Annotated in this window: 15 protein-coding genes; 13 read left to right on the top strand and 2 right to left on the bottom strand. The window is 72.2% G+C overall.

The features are described from left to right. The first annotated feature begins 14 nt into the window (after positions 1-14). From ACQEUX_RS17800 to ACQEUX_RS17755, 10 genes are all read left to right on the top strand, one after another. Entirely contained in the window at positions 15-401 is a 387-nt protein-coding gene (locus ACQEUX_RS17800; RefSeq protein ID WP_433048686.1) for a hypothetical protein, read from the top strand. 226 nt (positions 402-627) lie between these two features. Next, positions 628-3,462: a Na+/H+ antiporter subunit A gene (locus tag ACQEUX_RS17795; protein ID WP_433048683.1), complete on the top strand. Its 2,835-nt coding sequence runs from the start codon at positions 628-630 to the stop codon at positions 3,460-3,462. Between the two features lie 55 nt (positions 3,463-3,517). Then, positions 3,518-3,997, top strand: coding sequence for a Na(+)/H(+) antiporter subunit C (locus ACQEUX_RS17790; protein WP_433048680.1), 480 nt, complete (start codon positions 3,518-3,520; stop codon positions 3,995-3,997). Next, positions 3,997-5,502: a Na+/H+ antiporter subunit D gene (locus ACQEUX_RS17785; RefSeq protein WP_433048677.1), complete on the top strand. Its 1,506-nt coding sequence runs from the start codon at positions 3,997-3,999 to the stop codon at positions 5,500-5,502. The genes ACQEUX_RS17790 and ACQEUX_RS17785 overlap by 1 nt, the downstream gene beginning before the upstream one ends. Continuing rightward, a complete protein-coding gene (locus ACQEUX_RS17780) occupies positions 5,499-6,110 on the top strand; it encodes a Na+/H+ antiporter subunit E (RefSeq protein WP_433048674.1) in 612 nt (203 codons plus the stop codon). The genes ACQEUX_RS17785 and ACQEUX_RS17780 overlap by 4 nt, the downstream gene beginning before the upstream one ends. Further along, on the top strand, positions 6,107-6,370 hold the full coding sequence (locus ACQEUX_RS17775) for a monovalent cation/H+ antiporter complex subunit F (protein WP_433048671.1): 264 nt from the start codon (positions 6,107-6,109) through the stop codon (positions 6,368-6,370). The genes ACQEUX_RS17780 and ACQEUX_RS17775 overlap by 4 nt, the downstream gene beginning before the upstream one ends. Beyond that, positions 6,370-6,729 (top strand): monovalent cation/H(+) antiporter subunit G, encoded by a 360-nt coding sequence (gene mnhG, locus ACQEUX_RS17770; protein WP_433049938.1) that lies wholly within the window; start codon positions 6,370-6,372, stop codon positions 6,727-6,729. The genes ACQEUX_RS17775 and mnhG overlap by 1 nt, the downstream gene beginning before the upstream one ends. Positions 6,730-6,911: 182 nt before the next feature. Then, positions 6,912-8,267, top strand: a complete 1,356-nt coding sequence (locus tag ACQEUX_RS17765; RefSeq protein ID WP_433048668.1) for a hemolysin family protein — start codon at positions 6,912-6,914, stop codon at positions 8,265-8,267. Further along, the gene (locus tag ACQEUX_RS17760; RefSeq protein ID WP_433048665.1) at positions 8,264-9,328 is read left to right on the top strand and encodes a hemolysin family protein; all 1,065 of its coding nucleotides are present in this window, start codon (positions 8,264-8,266) and stop codon (positions 9,326-9,328) included. The genes ACQEUX_RS17765 and ACQEUX_RS17760 overlap by 4 nt, the downstream gene beginning before the upstream one ends. A gap of 139 nt (positions 9,329-9,467) precedes the next feature. After that, the gene (locus ACQEUX_RS17755) at positions 9,468-10,397 is read left to right on the top strand and encodes a sporulation protein (protein WP_433048662.1); all 930 of its coding nucleotides are present in this window, start codon (positions 9,468-9,470) and stop codon (positions 10,395-10,397) included. A 152-nt stretch (positions 10,398-10,549) separates the two neighbouring features. On the opposite strand, the gene leuE is transcribed toward ACQEUX_RS17755, so the two are convergent. Both leuE and ACQEUX_RS17745 read right to left on the bottom strand, forming a co-directional pair. After that, complete coding sequence (leuE, locus tag ACQEUX_RS17750) at positions 10,550-11,221, bottom strand: leucine efflux protein LeuE (protein WP_433049935.1); 672 nt, start codon at positions 11,219-11,221, stop codon at positions 10,550-10,552. Continuing rightward, entirely contained in the window at positions 11,221-12,462 is a 1,242-nt protein-coding gene (locus tag ACQEUX_RS17745) for a bifunctional pyridoxamine 5'-phosphate oxidase family protein/GNAT family N-acetyltransferase (RefSeq protein ID WP_433048659.1), read from the bottom strand. The genes leuE and ACQEUX_RS17745 overlap by 1 nt, the downstream gene beginning before the upstream one ends. Before the next feature lie 34 nt (positions 12,463-12,496). Here ACQEUX_RS17745 and ACQEUX_RS17740 point away from each other — a divergent pair, with 34 nt between their 5' ends. The 3 genes from ACQEUX_RS17740 to ACQEUX_RS17730 all read left to right on the top strand — a co-directional run bounded on the left by ACQEUX_RS17740 (position 12,497) and on the right by ACQEUX_RS17730 (position 16,731). Next, positions 12,497-13,837, top strand: a complete 1,341-nt coding sequence (locus tag ACQEUX_RS17740; protein WP_433048656.1) for an aminotransferase class I/II-fold pyridoxal phosphate-dependent enzyme — start codon at positions 12,497-12,499, stop codon at positions 13,835-13,837. Between the two features lie 347 nt (positions 13,838-14,184). Continuing rightward, the gene (locus ACQEUX_RS17735) at positions 14,185-14,889 is read left to right on the top strand and encodes a UdgX family uracil-DNA binding protein (protein ID WP_433048653.1); all 705 of its coding nucleotides are present in this window, start codon (positions 14,185-14,187) and stop codon (positions 14,887-14,889) included. Positions 14,890-15,126: 237 nt separating this feature from the next. Beyond that, positions 15,127-16,731: an FAD-dependent oxidoreductase gene (locus ACQEUX_RS17730; RefSeq protein WP_433048650.1), complete on the top strand. Its 1,605-nt coding sequence runs from the start codon at positions 15,127-15,129 to the stop codon at positions 16,729-16,731. The last annotated feature ends 34 nt before the right edge of the window (positions 16,732-16,765 follow it).

Below are 16,765 nucleotides of genomic sequence, written 5' to 3'. Positions count from 1 at the left end.
GGTGAGGGGATTTGATGGCCGGCGAGCAGAGCACCGTCGAACCGGGCACCGACGTGCTGATTCGCAAGGTCGACAGCCATCTCGCCACGCTCCGCGGTGGCCTGCACGGTCCCGAGTTGGAGCTCGCCGAACGCCTCGCCCGCTGCCTGCGGGAGTTGGTCCTCTGCACCGCCCAGGCGAGCGCCGCCGATCGCGGTCAGGTCCGCGCCGCCGTCCACTACTTCGTCCTGCGTCGGGAAAGCCGCGGCCGGCTGCTCTCGGTGCGGTCGCTGGCCGCCGCGGAGCGGGTGGTGGACCGGGTGGCGCGCCAGCTCGGCCGTCTCGATCTGCTCGCCGATCTGGGCCGTGACCGTCCCGCGCCCGACGACGCCCTGCCTCTCGGCGACGCCCTCCTGCGCTGATCCCAACCCGCCCCGACCGCACCTGCCCGATCCGGTCGATCATGGAGTTGTGGTGGGTGACAAGGTCCTCATTGGTGACCTGAAGGGGCACCGCGACTCCATGGTCGCTGGGCTGGCGAACTTGGGCTAATTCCTGCAAAACCGCCCGTAAGGCGATGAACTGGCGTCTGATCGCTGCTAGGCGCCACCGCTGTACGGGCGTCGGCCACCTCGATCGGGAGCGCGGGTGCTGGTACTGCTCATCCTCCACCTCGTGGCGGCCCTCGCCGCGCCCCTGCTCGTCCGATCGTGGGGTCCACGCGCGTGCTACCCGCTGGCGCTGGCGCCGGCCGCCGCGTTCTGCTGGGCGGTGGCCCACACCCCGGCTGTCGACGACGGCGGGGCGGTCATCGAGACGTACCCGTGGATCCAGCAGTTGGGCCTCGACATCGCCTTACGGCTCACCACGTTGTCCTGGCTCATGACGCTGCTGATCGGCGGCATCGGTGCGCTGGTGCTGGTCTACAGCGCCCGCTACTTCAGCGCCGGGTCGATCGGCCTGGCGCGGTTCGCCGCGGTCCTGGTCGCTTTCGCGGGCGCGATGCTCGTCCTGGTCTTCGCCGACGATCTGCTGCTGCTCTACGTCGGCTGGGAGCTGACCACGATCTTCTCGTACCTGCTGATCGGGCACAGCACCGAACGGCGTTCCAGCCGGTGGGCGGCGGCGCAGGCGTTGACCGTCACCACACTGGGTGGGCTCGCCATGCTTGTCGGGTTCATCATGCTGGGCGAGCATGCCGGCACCTACCGCTGGTCGGAGATCGCCGCCCAGCCGCTGCCCGGCGGCGGATACCTGGTGGCCGCCGTACTGCTGATCCTGACCGGCGCGCTGTCCAAGTCGGCGGTGCTGCCGTTCAGCTCCTGGCTGCCGGTCGCGATGGCGGCACCCACGCCGGTCAGCGCGTACCTGCACGCCGCCGCCATGGTCAAGGCCGGCGTCTACCTGGTCGGGCTGCTCGCGCCGGCGCTCGCCACCGTCGGGCCGTGGCGGCCGGTGGTGCAGGTCGCCGGCGTGGCCACCCTGCTGCTCGGCGGCTGGGCCGCGCTGCGGCAGACCGACCTGAAGATGCTGCTGGCGTACGGGACGGTCAGTCAGCTCGGTCTGCTGGTCGCGGTGACCGGCTCGGGCACCCCGGACGCGGCCCTGGCCGGCACCGCGATGCTGCTGGCGCACGCCCTGTTCAAGGCGGCACTGTTCCTGGTCGTCGGCATCATCGATCACAGCGCCGGCACCCGTGACCTGCGTGAGCTGTCCGGGCTGAGGCACTGGTCCCGGCCGCTGTTCGTGGTCGCGGTGCTGGCTGCGGCGTCGATGGCCGGTGTGCCGCCGTTGGTCGGTTTCGTGTCCAAGGAGGCGGTGTTCGGGGCGTTCACCGACCAGCCGCTGCTCCTCACCGGTCTGGTCGCCGGGACGGTGCTCACCGTCGCGTACAGCGCCCGCTTCCTCTGGGGCGCGTTCGCCGACCGGCCGGGCGTGGAACCGGCCCGGTCGGGCCCGATCGCCGCGTCGCTGCTGGTCCCGCCGGCCGTGCTCGCCGGGATCGGTCTGCTCGCCGGTCCGGCCGCGAGCGTGCTGGACGGCCTGCTGCGCCCGTACGCCGATCTGCTCGGCGGGGTCGACGCGCACCTGGCGCTCTGGTCCGGACCGACCTCGGCGCTCGGCCTGTCCCTGCTGGCGCTCGTCGGCGGTGGCCTGCTCTTCGCCGTGCGCGGGCCGCTCGCCCCGGTGCTGGCCCGGCTCCGCTCGCCGGTGGGCGGCAACCAGGGATACGAGTGGGTCGTGGGCCGGTTCGACCAGCTGGCCATCGATGTCACCGGAGCGACCCAGCGCGGTTCCCTGCCGCAGTATCTGGGCGTCATCCTGATCACCCTGGTGGTGGTGCCCGGCGGGGCGATGCTCACCGCCAGTCCGTGGCGGGCTCGGATCCCGCTCTGGGACAGCCTGCTGCAACCGGTGGTCGTGTTGGTGATCGCGGTGGCCGCTGTGCTGGCGGTCGGGGCCCGCCGCCGGCTGACCGCGATGCTGCTGGTCGGAATGACCGGCTACGGCACCGCCATGCTGTTCGTCCTGCACGGAGCCCCCGATCTGGCGCTCACCCAGTTTCTGGTGGAGACCGCGACGATCGCGGTCTTCGTGCTGGTGCTGCGTCGCCTGCCGGATCGGTTCTCGGCCCGGCCGCTGCGGCGCACCCGGTGGGTCCGTCGGGCGATCGGGGTGGCGGTGGGCGTGGCGACGGCCGGCCTGGCCCTCATGGCGGCCGGCGCCCGGCGGGCGCCGGACGTCTCCGCCGCCTTTCCGGACCTGGCGGTGATCCATGGGTACGGCCGCAACGTGGTCAACGTGACCCTGGTGGACATCCGGGCCTGGGACACGATGGGTGAGCTGGCGGTGCTGGTGGTGGCCGCGACCGGGGTGGCCAGCCTGATCTTCGAGCGGTCCCGTACCGGGCCGCGACCGCGCCGGCCGGAGTCGGACCGGCGGGTGAACAGACCCGGTCGCCGGGTGTGGCTGCGGGGCGGCCCCACCCTCTACGAGGAGCGCCGCTCGATCGTGCTGGAGGTGGTCATCCGGCTGATCTTCCACACCGTCGTGCTGTTCTCCCTGTTCTTGCTCTTCTCCGGGCACAACGCGCCGGGTGGCGGCTTCGCCGGTGGCCTGGTGGCGGGTCTCGCCCTGGTGGTCCGCTACCTGGCCGGCGGCCGCTATGAGCTGACCGAGGCGGCCCCGATCGGCGCCGGGGCGATCCTCGGTGCCGGGCTGGCCGTGTCGGTGGGCAGCGGCGTGGTGGCGCTGCTGGTCGGTGGGTCGGTGCTGGAGAGTGCCAAGATCGACCGGTCCCTGCCGCTGATCGGCGACGCCCACCTGGTCACGTCGCTCTTCTTCGACATCGGTGTGTACCTGGTCGTGATCGGGCTGGTGCTGGACATCCTGCGCAGCCTCGGGGCCGAGGTGGACCGGCACATCGAGGCGACCGGGGCGGCCACGGGCGGCTTGGCCGTCGACAAGGGCGAGCGGCCGTGAGCGCGAGGAGTGAGCCGGGGTTGCGAGCCCCGCAGTCGCGAACAGAGGTGGCACAGTGACGGCGAGCGGCGCTGGTCCGACGTTGGTGCTGGTGCTGGCCGTCGCGGTGCTGGTCGGTTGCGGCGTCATCCTGCTGCTGGAGCGCAGCCTGACCCGGATCCTGCTCGGTGTGATCCTGCTCGGCAACGGGGTCAACGTGTTGATCCTGTTGAGTGGCCGGCCCGGTGGGGCGCCGATCGTGGGCACCGGCCCGGTGGAGCGGATGAGCGATCCGCTGCCGCAGGCGATGGTGTTGACCGCCATCGTGATCACCTTCGGGTTGACCGCGTTCCTGCTCGCCGTGGCGTACCGGAGTTGGTATCTCACCGGCGACGACGAGGTGCCCGACGACCTGGAGGACCGGCAGATCATTCGCCGGGCCGGGCGTAACGAGGTGGGCCCTGTCGACCTCGGTGGGGAGGGCCCGGACGACGACCCGGAGCAGGTCGATCCCGAGCCCGCCCGCCGCCGGCTGCGACGCGGGAACGAGGCGTGATGAGCGCGCTGCTGCCGCTGCCGGTGGTGGTGCCGCTGCTCGGTGCGGCGCTGACCCTGTTGCTGGCCGCGCAGCCCCGGCTGCAGCGCGCGGTCAGCGTGCTCTGCCTGGGCGGCACCCTCACGGTGGCGGTGCTGCTGCTGGTGCAGGCGTACCGGTACGGCCCGGTGGTGCTGGCGGTCGGCGCCTGGCCGGCGCCGGTCGGCATCGTGCTGGTCGCCGATCAACTCGCCGCGCTGATGGTGGTGGTCTCCTCGGCGGTGACCCTCTGCGTGCTGCTGTACTCGATCGGCCAGGGGCGCAGCGAGACGAGCGAGACCACGCCGGTGGCCATCTTCCACCCGACGTACCTGGTGCTCACCGCTGGCGTCACCAACGCGTTCCTCGCCGGTGACCTGTTCAACCTGTTCGTCGGCTTCGAGATCCTGTTGGCGGCGAGCTTCGTGCTGATCACGCTGGGGGGCACCGAGACCCGGATCCGCACCGGGTCAACGTACGTGGTGGTCAGCATCCTCTCGTCGATGATCTTCCTGACGGCGGTGGGTCTGGTGTACTCGGCCACCGGCACGCTCAACCTGGCCCAGCTCGCCCAGCGCCTCGACGACCTGCCCGACGGCGTCCGACTGGCCCTGGAGTTGATGTTGCTGCTGGCCTTCGCGATCAAGGCGGCGGTCTTCCCTCTGTCGGCCTGGCTGCCGGACAGCTACCCCACGGCGCCGGCCCCGGTCACCGCCGTCTTCGCGGGTCTGCTCACCAAGGTGGGTGTCTACGCGATCATCCGCACCGAGACGTTGCTGTTTCCCGGGGGACATGCCGACGTGTTGCTCATGGTGGTCGCGGGGCTGACCATGGTGATCGGCATCCTCGGCGCGGTGGCCCAGTCCGATCTGAAGCGGCTCTTCTCGTTCACCCTGGTCAGCCACATCGGCTACATGATCTTCGGGGTCGCGTTGAGCACCGCCGCCGGGCTCTCCGGCGCGATCTTCTACGTGGTGCACCACATCACCATCCAGACCACGTTGTTCCTGGTCGCGGGCCTGGTCGAGGAGCGGGCGGGCAGCACCGACCTGCGTCGCATCGGCGGGCTGGCCCGGGTCGCGCCGCTGCTCGGTGTGCTGTTCTTCGTCCCGGCCATGAACCTCGCCGGGGTGCCGCCGTTCTCCGGCTTTCTCGGCAAGCTCGGCCTGCTCCAGGCCGGGGTTGCGGCCGGCGGGCCGCTGCCCGGGGTGCTGGTCGCGGCCGGCGCACTGACCAGTCTGCTCACCCTCTACGTGGCGTCCCGGGTGTGGAACATCGCCTTCTGGCGGGCGCCCCGGCTGGCCACCACCGAGCCGGCCGTCCGGCTGCCGCGCCTGATGGTCGGGGCCACCGTGGCCCTGGTCGCGTTCGGGCTGGCGTTGACCGTGCTGGCCGGTCCCCTCTTCGACGTCACCGCCGACGCGGCTGCCGACCTGCGCCTGCGCACCCCGTACGTGCGTGCCGTGCTGCCGGGCGGCGTGCCGTGAGCGGCCCACCTGAGACGACCCGGAGCCTTCCCGGGCCGCCCCCGTCGGGGCGCGGCCGGCTCGCGCGCCGGCGGGACCAGGCGGTGGCGCTCGGGTGGCTGGTGGTGGTCTGGAACCTCCTCTGGGGCGAGATCAACTGGGCCAACCTGGCCGGCGGCCTGCTGGTGGGCGGCACGGTGCTGGTCTTCTTTCCGCTGCCGGCGGTCAGCTTCGGCGGCCGGCTGCGGCCCGTCGCGCTGCTGGTGTTCGCGGGCCGGTTCGTCGTCGAGCTGGTCAGCGCGAGCCTGCACATCGCCCGGATCGCCGTGCAGCCCGGGTACCGGCCGCGCGGGGCGATCATCGCGGTCCAGTTGCGGGTGACCACCGACCTGAACCTGGCGCTCACCGCCGAAGCGGTCTCGTTGGTGCCCGGCACGCTGATCCTCGAGGTGGACCGGGAATCCGGCACCCTCTACCTGCACGTGCTGGACACCCATGGGCCGGCGGACCTGGAGGTGGCCCGGGAACGCACCCTCGCCCTCGAACGGCGGATCGTCCGCGCGGTGGGCTCCGCCGCCGAACTGCGCCGCGTCGAGACCGACGCTTCCGAGAAGGGAACCCGCCCGTGACCACGTTCCTGGCCGTCGTCCTCACCGTTCTGCTGTCGGTGACCGCGCTCCTCGCGCTGGCCCGCCTCTACCGCGGCCCGTCCCTGGTGGACCGGGTGATCGCCGCGGACATGCTGCTCGCCACGATGGTCGGCGCGGTGGGCGCCGAGGCGGCGGTCAACAAGCACGCCACCACCCTGCCTGTCCTGGTGGTGCTCTCCCTGCTCGGCTTCGTGGGCTCGGTGTCGCTGGTCCGCTTCGCCGTCCGGGAGCAGCAGTGATCGCGACGGTCGCCGACTGGCTCGGTGCCGTGTGCCTGGTGGCCGGCGCGCTGCTCGCCCTGGCCGCCGGGATCGGCGTACTGCGCTTCCCGGACGCGCTGTCACGGATGCACGCGGCCACCAAGCCGCAGGTGCTCGGGGTGCTCCTGTTGCTGCTGGGCATCGCGTTGCGGCTGCGGTCTCCGGCCGATCTGGGCATGATCCTGCTGGTGGCGGTCTTCCAGTTGGCCACCGCGCCGGTCGCGGCGCAGATGATCGGGCGGGCCGCGTACCGGTCGGGCCGGCTCGACCGGGGTCTGCTCGACGCCGATGAGCTGGCCGAACGCGGATCCGGTGGCGGTTCGGCGGGGCCGGCGTGACCACCTGGGCACGGCGGGTGAACCGGACGATCCGCTCCTTCGGCCCACCCGCAGCGGAGTCCCAGCCAGCGCCGATAAAATAGCGGGATGATCGACTCTTCTGCCCAGGAGGGCAGCAGTAGCCAGCCGGGTCGTGCCCGGCATATTCCCGTACCGACGACCCCGGGAGCCCTGAGCGACCCGTGTTGATCGTCGTTGGTCTCCTTCTGATCATCGTTCTCACCGCCGCCACCGGTTACTTCGTGGCGCAGGAGTTCGGCTATGTCGCCGTGGACCGGGGCAAGCTGCGTCAGCTCGCCGATGACGGCGATCAGGCCGCCGCCCGGGCCCTGACCGTCACCAGCCGGCTCTCCTTCATGCTCTCCGGCGCACAACTCGGCATCACCGTCACCGCCCTGCTCGTCGGTTACGTCGCCGAGCCGTACCTCGGTGGCGGGCTCGCCGACCTGCTCGGCGTGGCCGGCGTCAGCGAGGCGGTCAGCCTGCCGCTGTCGGTGGCACTGGCCCTGGTCATCGCCACCGTGGTGCAGATGGTCCTCGGTGAACTGGCCCCGAAGAACCTGGCCATCGCGCGGGCCGTGCCGCTGGCCCGGGCGCTGAGCCGCTCCACCCTGATCTACCTGGCCGTCGCCGGGCCGGTGATCCGGCTCTTCGACCGGGCGTCGGTACGCCTGCTCCGCCGGATCGGCATCGAGCCGATCGAGGAACTGCCCAGTGGCGCCACCCCGGCGGACCTGGAGCAGATCATCGCCGAGTCGCGCGAGGAGGGCAGCCTGGACCCGGAGATGTCCACGCTGCTCGACCGAGGTCTGGATTTCCGGGAGCTGACCGCCGGCGAGGCGATGGTGCCCCGGGTCGACGTGCACACCGTACGGGCGCACGAGCCGGTCAGCCGGGTGGTCGAGCTGCTGGACACCGGCCACTCCCGCTTCCCGGTGCGCGGTGCGGAGGGCGTCGACGACCTGCTTGGTGTCGTCGGCATCGCCGATGTGCTCGGCGTACCGCCGGGGGAGCGGGCGACCACTCCGGTGAGTGCGGTGGCAGGCCCCCCGCTGCTCGTACCGGAGACGTTGCCCCTGCCCACGGTGCTCGACCGACTGCGGTCCGGGCACCGGCAGATGGCCTGCGTGGTCGACGAGTACGGCGGCTTCGCCGGCGTGATCACGCTGGAGGACATCGCCGAGGAACTGGTCGGCCCGATCCGGGACGAGGACGACCCACCGGAGCGGGCACCGGCCCGGCAGGACGACGGGTCCTGGGTGGTGCCGGCCCGCTGGCGGATCGACGAGGTCGCCGACAGCACCGGCATCGCCCTGCCCGAGGCCCCGGAGTACGACACCCTGTCCGGGTTGGTGATGCGGGAGCTGGGCCGGGTGCCGGAGGTCGGTGACCGGTTGGAGATCACCCTGCTGCCCGAGGGCGCGGACGGCGAGGACAGCGAGGCTGAGCCCCGGGCGCTGGTCGAGGTGTTGGCCGTCGACCGGCACGTGGCCGACTCGGTGCGGCTGCAGTTGACCAAGCCGGGGGTGACCGCATGAGCCCCTCGATCGCGCTGTTCAGCTCGGTGATCCTGCTGGCGCTGAACGGGTTCTTCGTGGCCGCCGAGTTCGCCCTGGTGGCCAGCAAGCGGTACCGCCTGGAGCAGGCGGCGGCGACGGGTGGTCGGGCGGCGCGGGCCGCGCTGGACGGCGTCCGCGAGCTGTCGCTGATGTTGGCCGGCGCGCAGCTCGGCATCACGCTGTGCACCCTGGGTCTCGGCGCGCTGGCCGAGCCGGCGATCGAGCACCTGCTCAGCCCACTGCTGCACGCGGTGGGTCTGCCGGACGCGGCCAGTCACCTGATCGCCCTGGTCTTCGCCCTCGGGGTGGTCACCTTCCTGCACCTGGTGGTGGGGGAGATGGCGCCGAAGTCGTGGGCCATCACCGACGCGGAGCGCTCCGCGACCCTGCTCGCGTTGCCGTTCCGCGCCTTCGCCCGGGTGTCCCGGCCGGTGCTCTCCGCGCTCAACGCCCTGGCCAACGCGATCCTGCGGCTGTTCGGGGTCAACCAGCAGGATCAGCTCGCCCAGGTGCACGGCCCGGACGAGCTGCGAATCCTGCTGGAGCAGTCCCGTGAGCACGGGCTGCTCGGCGCCGAGCAGCACCAGCTGCTGACCAGCATGCTGGAGTTGCAGGGCACGTCGGTGGCGCAGGTGATGGAACCGTTCGCCACCATGGTCACCGTCCGTCGGGACGATCCGGCCGAGCGGATCGAGGAGGTCAGCCGGGACAGCGGTCGGTCCCGGCTGGCGGTGCTGGACGAGGCGGGCGACGTGTGCGGCCTGGTGCACGTTCGGGAGGCGGTGCGGGTGGTCACCACCGGCCGCGTCGCCACCGCCGGTGAGCTGATGACAACTGCGTTCACCCTGCCCGCGACGTCCTCGGTCACCGAGGCGGTGGCGGCGATGCGGGCCCGGCAGTCGCAGCTCGCGCTGGTGCGCAACGGCGGTGGCCCGGCCCGGCCGATCGGTTTCGTGGCCCTGGAGGACCTTCTGGAGGAGGTCATCGGGGAGTTCGACGACGAGACCGACACGGTGCCGCGCGGGCGGCGGTTGCGCTGAGCTGCCGACCCGGCCGCGCTGACGAAGCGCGGCCGGGTCGGGCGCAGCCGGGTCGGCGCGGCGGGCTTGAGGTCACCCCGACGGGGTAGGCGCGGCTGGTGCGGGGCCGGCGGGGCCCCGTTCCGGGAGGGGGCGCGCGGTGCGGCTGACGGGGGTGTCCCGGGAGTCCGGCTGGACCGGCCTGTCCGTGCAGACCACCCTCCCCAATCCGAGCACCCGGCCGGGTCTGCGCCTGCCGGGGCGGGTGACCCTCGCGGCCGGGCCGGAGGACGTGCTGGTTCGGCACATCCGGCTCGGCCTGGTCACCACGGTCGAGCCGGATGACCCGGCCGCCCCCAGGCGCCTCATGCAGTTCCACCAACTGCCGATCGCCGGCCGGTTCGTCGTACCGGCCGGTCGGCGCCGGGCGGTCGACTTCGCGTTGCCGCTGCCCTGGGAGACCCCGGTGACGATTTTCGGCGGGGTGCCGTTGCTGAGCCTGCGGATGGGTCTGCGTACCGAGGTATCGGTCGACCCGGATCTGGACCAGGGGGCCATGGTGCCGGTCTTCGTGCACCCCATTCCCACCCAGCAGCACGTGTTGGCGGCGCTGGACACGCTGGGCTTCATGATCCGCCAGGCCGGGTTGCAGGAGGGCGGGCTGCCCGGGGTGGAGCACACCCTGCCGTTGCACCAGCGCTGGGGTTACTGGGTGGCGCCGCTCTACGCCGGCCCGATCACCGAGATGGAGGTGATCTTCGTGACCAACTCGGCGGGCCTGGAGGCGATCCTCTGGATGGACCGCCGGCTGGCGCTGGCCGGGATCACCCACCAGAGCATCAGCCGGTTCCGGATCTGGCACGCGGACGCCGATCGGCGGGACTGGGTCGCCACCGTGGACGGCTGGCTGCGTCAGGCGATCAACCGGCACGCCGCCGCGGCCGCGCACGCCGACTGGTCCGCGCAGATCGCCGGGTCCGCCCACGTCAGCCGTCACCCCGACGAGCCGGTCCAACCCGGCTACGGGCTCGGCGGCACCGCCGGTGGCGCCGGCATCGGCGGCGGCGGCTCCGGCGGCGACGGCACCTAACCGCCCCCGCCCGCCCCCCGTCGCCCCCGCGCCCCGCCCCGCCGTTCTCCGCGATCTTGCAGTTTCTGCTTCGACAAACAACGCCAAGCGGGGCATTCCGGCGACCGAAACTGCAAGATCGCGCGAGAGGGGGGTGGCGGTCGGGGGTGGGGTCAGCCCGCGCTGGCGGTGGCCAGTTTGAGGCTGAAGGCCAGGAAGAGGGCGGCTACGGCGGTGGTGCCGCCTGCGGCCAGTCGGCGACGTTGGCGGAACTGTGTGGCCAGGAAGGTGCCCGCGAAGATCAACGCGGTCAGGTAGAGCGCGCTGGTCACCTGGGCGATCAGCCCGAGCAGCAGGAACGACAACGCCGGCCAGGCGTAGCCGGGGTCGACGAACTGGATGAAGAACGAGATGAAGAAGAGGATCGCCTTCGGGTTCAGCAGGCTGATCACCAGCGCCTTGCGGAACGGGCTGCGCATCGCCGCCGGCGCCGCGGCGTCGATGAGCCGCGGCGTGCTCGGGTCGTTGCGGTCGCGCCAGCGCCGCCAGGCGCCGCGCAGCATGGTCAACCCCACATAACCGAGGTACGCGGCACCGGCGTACTTGATCACCAAGAACACCGGCGGGTACGCCTTGAGGAGCGACGCCACCCCGGCGGCGGAGAGGAACATCAGCACCCCGTCGCCGACGAACACCCCGCCCGCGGCTCGGTAACCGGCCCCCACGCCCCGCTTGGCGGCGGTGGAGAGCACGAAGAGTGAGTTCGGCCCGGGCAGCAGGATGATGGCCACGGTGCCCAGCACGTACGTCCAGATGTCGGTGATCCCCAGCACGCCCGCCATCATCACGCCACGGGTGCCGTCCGGCGAAGCCTTTCCCGCAGCCTGGCCTGTGCGTTCGGCCACTCGTCGACGGTCATCGCGTACTGCACGGTGTCCCGCCAGGAGCCGTCCGGGCGCTGCCGGTGCATCCGCAGCACGCCTTCCCGGGTGGCGCCGAGCCGTTCGATGGCCACCTGCGAGCGTTCGTTGCGGATGTCGGTGTGCCAGGCCACCCGTACCGCGCCCAGCTCGTCGAAGGCCCGGCTGAGCAGCAGTAGCTTCGCCTCGGTGTTGATCCCGGTACGCCACCAGGGCCGGCCGAGGAAGGTGTGCCCGATCGCCACCGAGCGACGCTCCGGGTCGATCTCGTAGTACGAGGTGGTGCCGACCACCGCCCCGGTCGCCGTGCAGCGCAGCACCCAGGGCACCCGCTCGCCACGGTGCTGGGCGGCCAGCGCGGCGGCGATCACCTCGGCGGTCCCGGCCGGCGTCGTGGGCAGCGCGACGCTGAGGTGCCGCCAGACCTCCGCGTCGGCGGTGGCGGCGTGCAGCTCGTCGGCGTGCGCCAGGTCCAACGGCTCCAGCCGGACGTGCTCGCCGTGCAGCGACACCGGGTCGTGCCAGGGCGTGCGGGCCGTGCGCAGGAACGCCGGCAGCGGCGCGGTGACCCCGGCGTCCGGCTCGGGCGGCCCGGCGGTCAGCCGCAGCGGCAGCACACCGGCCCAGTGCGGCAGGTGCAGGTCGGCCTCGTCCTCGCGGACCCCGCCGCTGCGGGCCCGGACCGCCACCTCCCGCAGCGGCAGCGCCAGCACGGCGGTCTCGGCGAGTTCGCGCCGGCTGGGTGGGCGGGTCTCCGTGCTGCGTCCCGAGCCGACCTTCTCGACCAGCGCGGTGAGCATGGCGGTCTTCTCCCGCTCGTCGGTGACGAGGTGGGCGGTGCCGTGCGCGACGACCGAGCGGTAGTTGGCGCTGTGGTGGAACTGGGATCGGGCGTAGACCAGCCCGTCGAGCAGGGTCACCGCCACGCAGACCGGCAGCCCGTCGCCCCGGGCGGCGAGCAGTGGCCGGCTGCCGGTGGAGCCGTGCAGGTAGAGCGTGTCGCCGATGCGGACGTGCAGGGTGGGCAACACCCGTGGCTGGCCGTCGACAACGAAGCCGAGTGCGCAGTCGTACGCCTCGTCGAGCACGGCGTGGGCGGTGGCCCGGTCGTAGCTCATCTTGTCGCGTGAACGGTTGGGTGTGGTCCGGGCGGTGGGTGGATACATGCTCGCCCCTTTGTTCTAGTACAATCTCTTGTTTGTGTCAGCACGCTATCAGTTCAGCGGTACGACCGCGGTCGAGATTTCGGCCAGCATCGAGTCGGGCATCCGTACGGGCGCCCTGTCACCGGGAGCCGCCCTGCCGCCGGTGCGCGCACTCGCCGTCGAGCTGGGCGTCAGCCCGGCCACCGTCGCCCGCGCCTACCAGGAGCTGCGCCAGCGCGGCCTGCTCGCCACGGCCGGGCGGTACGGCACCCACGTACGCCCCCGACCGCCGGTGGCCGCCAGACGCTCCGCGCTCCGCCCGGCGCCGTTGCCCGGTGCCCGTGACCTGTCCCGGGGTGAGCCCGACCCGCGGCTGCTGCCCCCGCTCGGCCCGCACCTCGCGGCGCTCGCCACCGAGGCCGGCCCGTCGGTCGGCTACTCCGACGCCGGGGTGCTGCCCGAGCTGGCGACGGCGGCCCGCGCCCGGCTGAGCGCCGACGGGGTGCCGGCCGGGGAACTCACCCTCACCGGCGGCGCGCTGGACGGCATCGAGCGGCTGCTCGGCGCCCACCTGCGCCCCGGCGACGCGGTGGCGGTCGAGGACCCGGGCTGGGCCAACCTGCTCGACCTGGTCGCCGCGCTGGGGCTGCGTCCGATCGGCGTACCGCTGGACGACGAGGGGCCGCTGGTGGCCGGGGTGGCCGCCGCGCTCGCCGCCGGAGCGCGGGCGCTGGTGGTCACCAGCCGAGCCCAGAACCCGACCGGTGCCGCCGTCTCCGCCACCCGCGCCGAGGAGCTGCGCGCACTGCTCGCCGGCCGGCGGGACCTGCTGCTGATCGAGGACGACCACGCGGCCGAGCTGGCCCGCGTACCCCTGCACCCCCTGGCTGGGGCGACCGAGAGCTGGGCCTTCCTCCGCTCGGTGAGCAAGCCCTTCGGCCCGGACCTGCGGCTCGCGGTGCTGGTCGGCGACGAGACCACGGTGGCCCGGGTGACCGGCCGTACGCGGGTCGGCGCCGGCTGGGTCTCCACCGTGCTGCAACGGCTGGTCCTCGCCCTGTGGCGGGACCGTCAGGTCGCCGAACTGGTCGAGCGGGCGGCGGAGAGTTACGAGCAGCGGCGCGAGGGTCTGCTGGCCGCGCTGGCGGAGCACGGCCTGGCCGCGCGCGGCCGCAGCGGCATCAACCTCTGGCTGCCGGTGGCGGATGAGACCAGCGCGGTCACCGCGTTGCGGGACGCCGGCTGGGCGGTGGCCCCCGGCGCCCTCTACCGGATCGCCGCGCCACCCGCCCTCCGCATCACCGTCAGCTCTCTGACCACCGACGATCTGGCCCCCCTGGCCGCCGCCCTGGCCCAGGCGACAAATCCCACCCCACTCCCGGGCTTCCCCATCTGACTCCGACGGCGCCCGACCATCGGCTCGTGCAGAAAGTACTGGCTCACGATGGTTTGGGGCGTAGAGAGTGGGTATGCGGCGCGCCGGAGGTGGGGATCATGGCATCAGGTGGGACGCGTAAGGGAGTCTGGATCGCGGTTGCGGTGGCGATCATCATCATCATCATCGTGCTGATCGCGATCGCTTCGGGTGGGGACGGCGGCGGTAACGGGTACTGACGCGACGGCCGGGCCGGCACCGCGCCGGGGCGTACCCGGCTGGGCACCCGCGCCGGGGCGTACCCGGCAGTGGGCACCGCGCCGGGTTGTATCCGGCAGTGGGCACCGAACGGGTATATAACAGTCGGCATGGCCGAGCAGACCGGGAGTGCCCCGGGCGCCCAGCGGTTCATCCCGCCGGACGCCGACACCATCGACGAGCTGCGCACCGCGGCCGGCGGCTGTCGGGGCTGTGAGCTGTACCGGGACGCCTCGCAGACGGTCTTCGGCCGGGGCGACGAGAGTGCCCGGGTGGTGCTGGTCGGCGAGCAGCCCGGCGACATGGAGGACCAGAAGGGGTTGCCCTTCGTCGGGCCCGCCGGTCGCCTTCTGCGCCGTGCGGTCGATGACGCCGGGCTGGACCCGGGTCAGCTCTATCTCACAAACTCCGTGAAGCATTTTCGCTTCCAGGTGCGCGGCAAGCGGCGGATCCACCAGACCCCGGACCAGGTGCACATCACCGCCTGCCGTCCCTGGTTGGTCGCGGAGTTCGCCCGGCTACGTCCGGAGATCGTGGTGGTGCTCGGCGCGACCGCCGCCAAGGCGCTGCTCGGCCCGTCCTTCCGGGTCACCCGGCAGCGGGGCGAGCTGCTGCCCTGGCCGGAGTCGGCCCAGCACCCGGAGGACTTCCGGCGGGTGCCGATCGACAACGCCGGAAAGCGGGCCGACGCGCCGGACGCACGGCTGCTGGCCACCATCCACCCGTCCGCCGTGCTGCGCGCCGACGACCAGGACAAGGCGTACGAGGGACTGGTCTCCGACCTCACCGTCGTCACCCGCGCCCTGCCCGGATAGCGCGCCCTGCCCGGATAGCCGGCGGCCTCGGCCGCCTCCTCTGCCACCCGATCGCCTGCACGGCGTGTTGCGGTCCCGCCGGGTCACTGTGGGACGACAGTGGAGCCGGACGTAGCTCGTCGGAAATTGCCGGCGCGGTCGAACGGGAAGGCGATACCTGCCGGAAACGGCAATGCGTGATCAGTGAAACAGGTCCTCTACAGACTCAGCTGAGTCGATCTTGTAGGGGAGGCCGTTATGAGCGATCAGACGCAGTCGATGGTCAGCCGGCGTGGGTTCCTGCGCACCGTCGGAATCAGCGGCGGTGCCGGTGCGATGCTCGCCACGATGGGTGCCATGGGGCTTGCTCCCAGCGCGGCCGGGGCCGCAACCCCAGCATTCCGAGCGCCGGAGCGTTCCGACTTCGCCCTGACCGGGCGGTCGGGCGCCAGCGTGGTCGTTCTCGGCGGCGGCATCGCTGGGCTCACCACCGCGTACGAGTTGAGCAAGGCGGGCTACCACTGCACCATCCTTGAGGCGCGGCACCGCGTCGGTGGTCGGAACCTGACCATCCGGGGCGGCGATGTCGAGACGGACCTCGACGGACGCACCCAGCGGGCCGGCTTCTCCGACGGGGTCTACTTCAACGCCGGGCCGGGGCGGATCGCGCAGTGGATGGTCACAATGGACTACTGCCGGGAACTCGGCGTACCCATCGAGGTCTTCACCAACCAGAACGCCGACGCCTGGGTCTACAACGAGTCCGCCGGGATGACCGAGCCGATCCGGTACCGCACCGCCAAGGCCGACGTGTACGGCTACGTCTCGGAGCTGCTCGCGAAGGCCACCGACCAGGGCGCGCTGGACGCCCGGCTCACCGCCGAGGACCGTGACCGGCTGCTGTCGTTCCTCCAGAGCTTCGGCGCGATCGGCGGACGTACCAGCGGCTGGGCGTACACCGGGACCAACCGTCGCGGTTTCTCCGCGTACCCCGGTGCGGGCAACGACGTGGGAAGCCCGCTCGGCACGCCGCCGGCGCTCTCCGACGTCTTCGCCAGCAACGTCGGCCGGTACTTCTCCTTCGAGTTCGGCTACGACCAGGCCATGCTGATGTTCCAGCCGGTCGGCGGGATGGACCAGATTCCCCGAGCCCTGGCCAAGGCGGTCGGCCCGCATCGGATCCGACTGAACGCCGAGGTGACCGCGGTGACCGACCGGGGCAGCCGGGTCGACGTGACCTACCGGCAGGGCGGCCGGCAGTCGCAGATCACCGCTGACTACTGCGTGGCGGCGTTGCCGCCGCACCTGATGGCCCGCGTACCGCACAATCTCGGCACGGCGGTGACCGCGGCTCTGGCCGACTTCCCGGTCACCGCCTCCGGAAAGATCGGCCTGGAATATCGCAGCCGCTGGTGGGAGACCGATCAGCGGATCTACGGCGGCATCACCGAGACCGATCTGGACCTGTCGCACATCTGGTACCCGTCCCACGGCTTCCACGGCAAGCGTGGCCTGGTCGTCGGCTACTACAACACCGGGGCGAACGCCCGGGCGTACAGCGGGCTCACGCCCGAGCAGCGCAGCGAGCGCGCGATCAGCCAGGGTGTGAAGATCCACGGCGACAAGTACCGCAGCGAGTTGGTCACCTCGTACTCCCACGCCTGGGACCGGACCCGCTACATCGAGGGCGCCTGGACGTCGCCCCGGTACGGCTCAGCCGGATACAACCTGCTGCTCCAGCCGGCCGGGCGGGTCTACTTCGCCGGGGACTGGCTGAGCCACGAGGTGGCCTGGCAGCACGGTGCGTTCGTGGCGGCGCGTTCGGCGGTCTCCGCGCTGCACCAGCGGGTGATGGCCAGCTGACGCGGCGGGCGGCGGTGCGGGTGCGCGAGGATGG

The organism is Micromonospora sp. CA-259024, from assembly GCF_050936255.1.
In the GTDB taxonomy this organism is placed as follows: domain Bacteria; phylum Actinomycetota; class Actinomycetes; order Mycobacteriales; family Micromonosporaceae; genus Micromonospora.
Note: the sequence above shows the minus strand (reverse complement) of the source record. Positions and strands in the feature narration are given on the sequence as shown.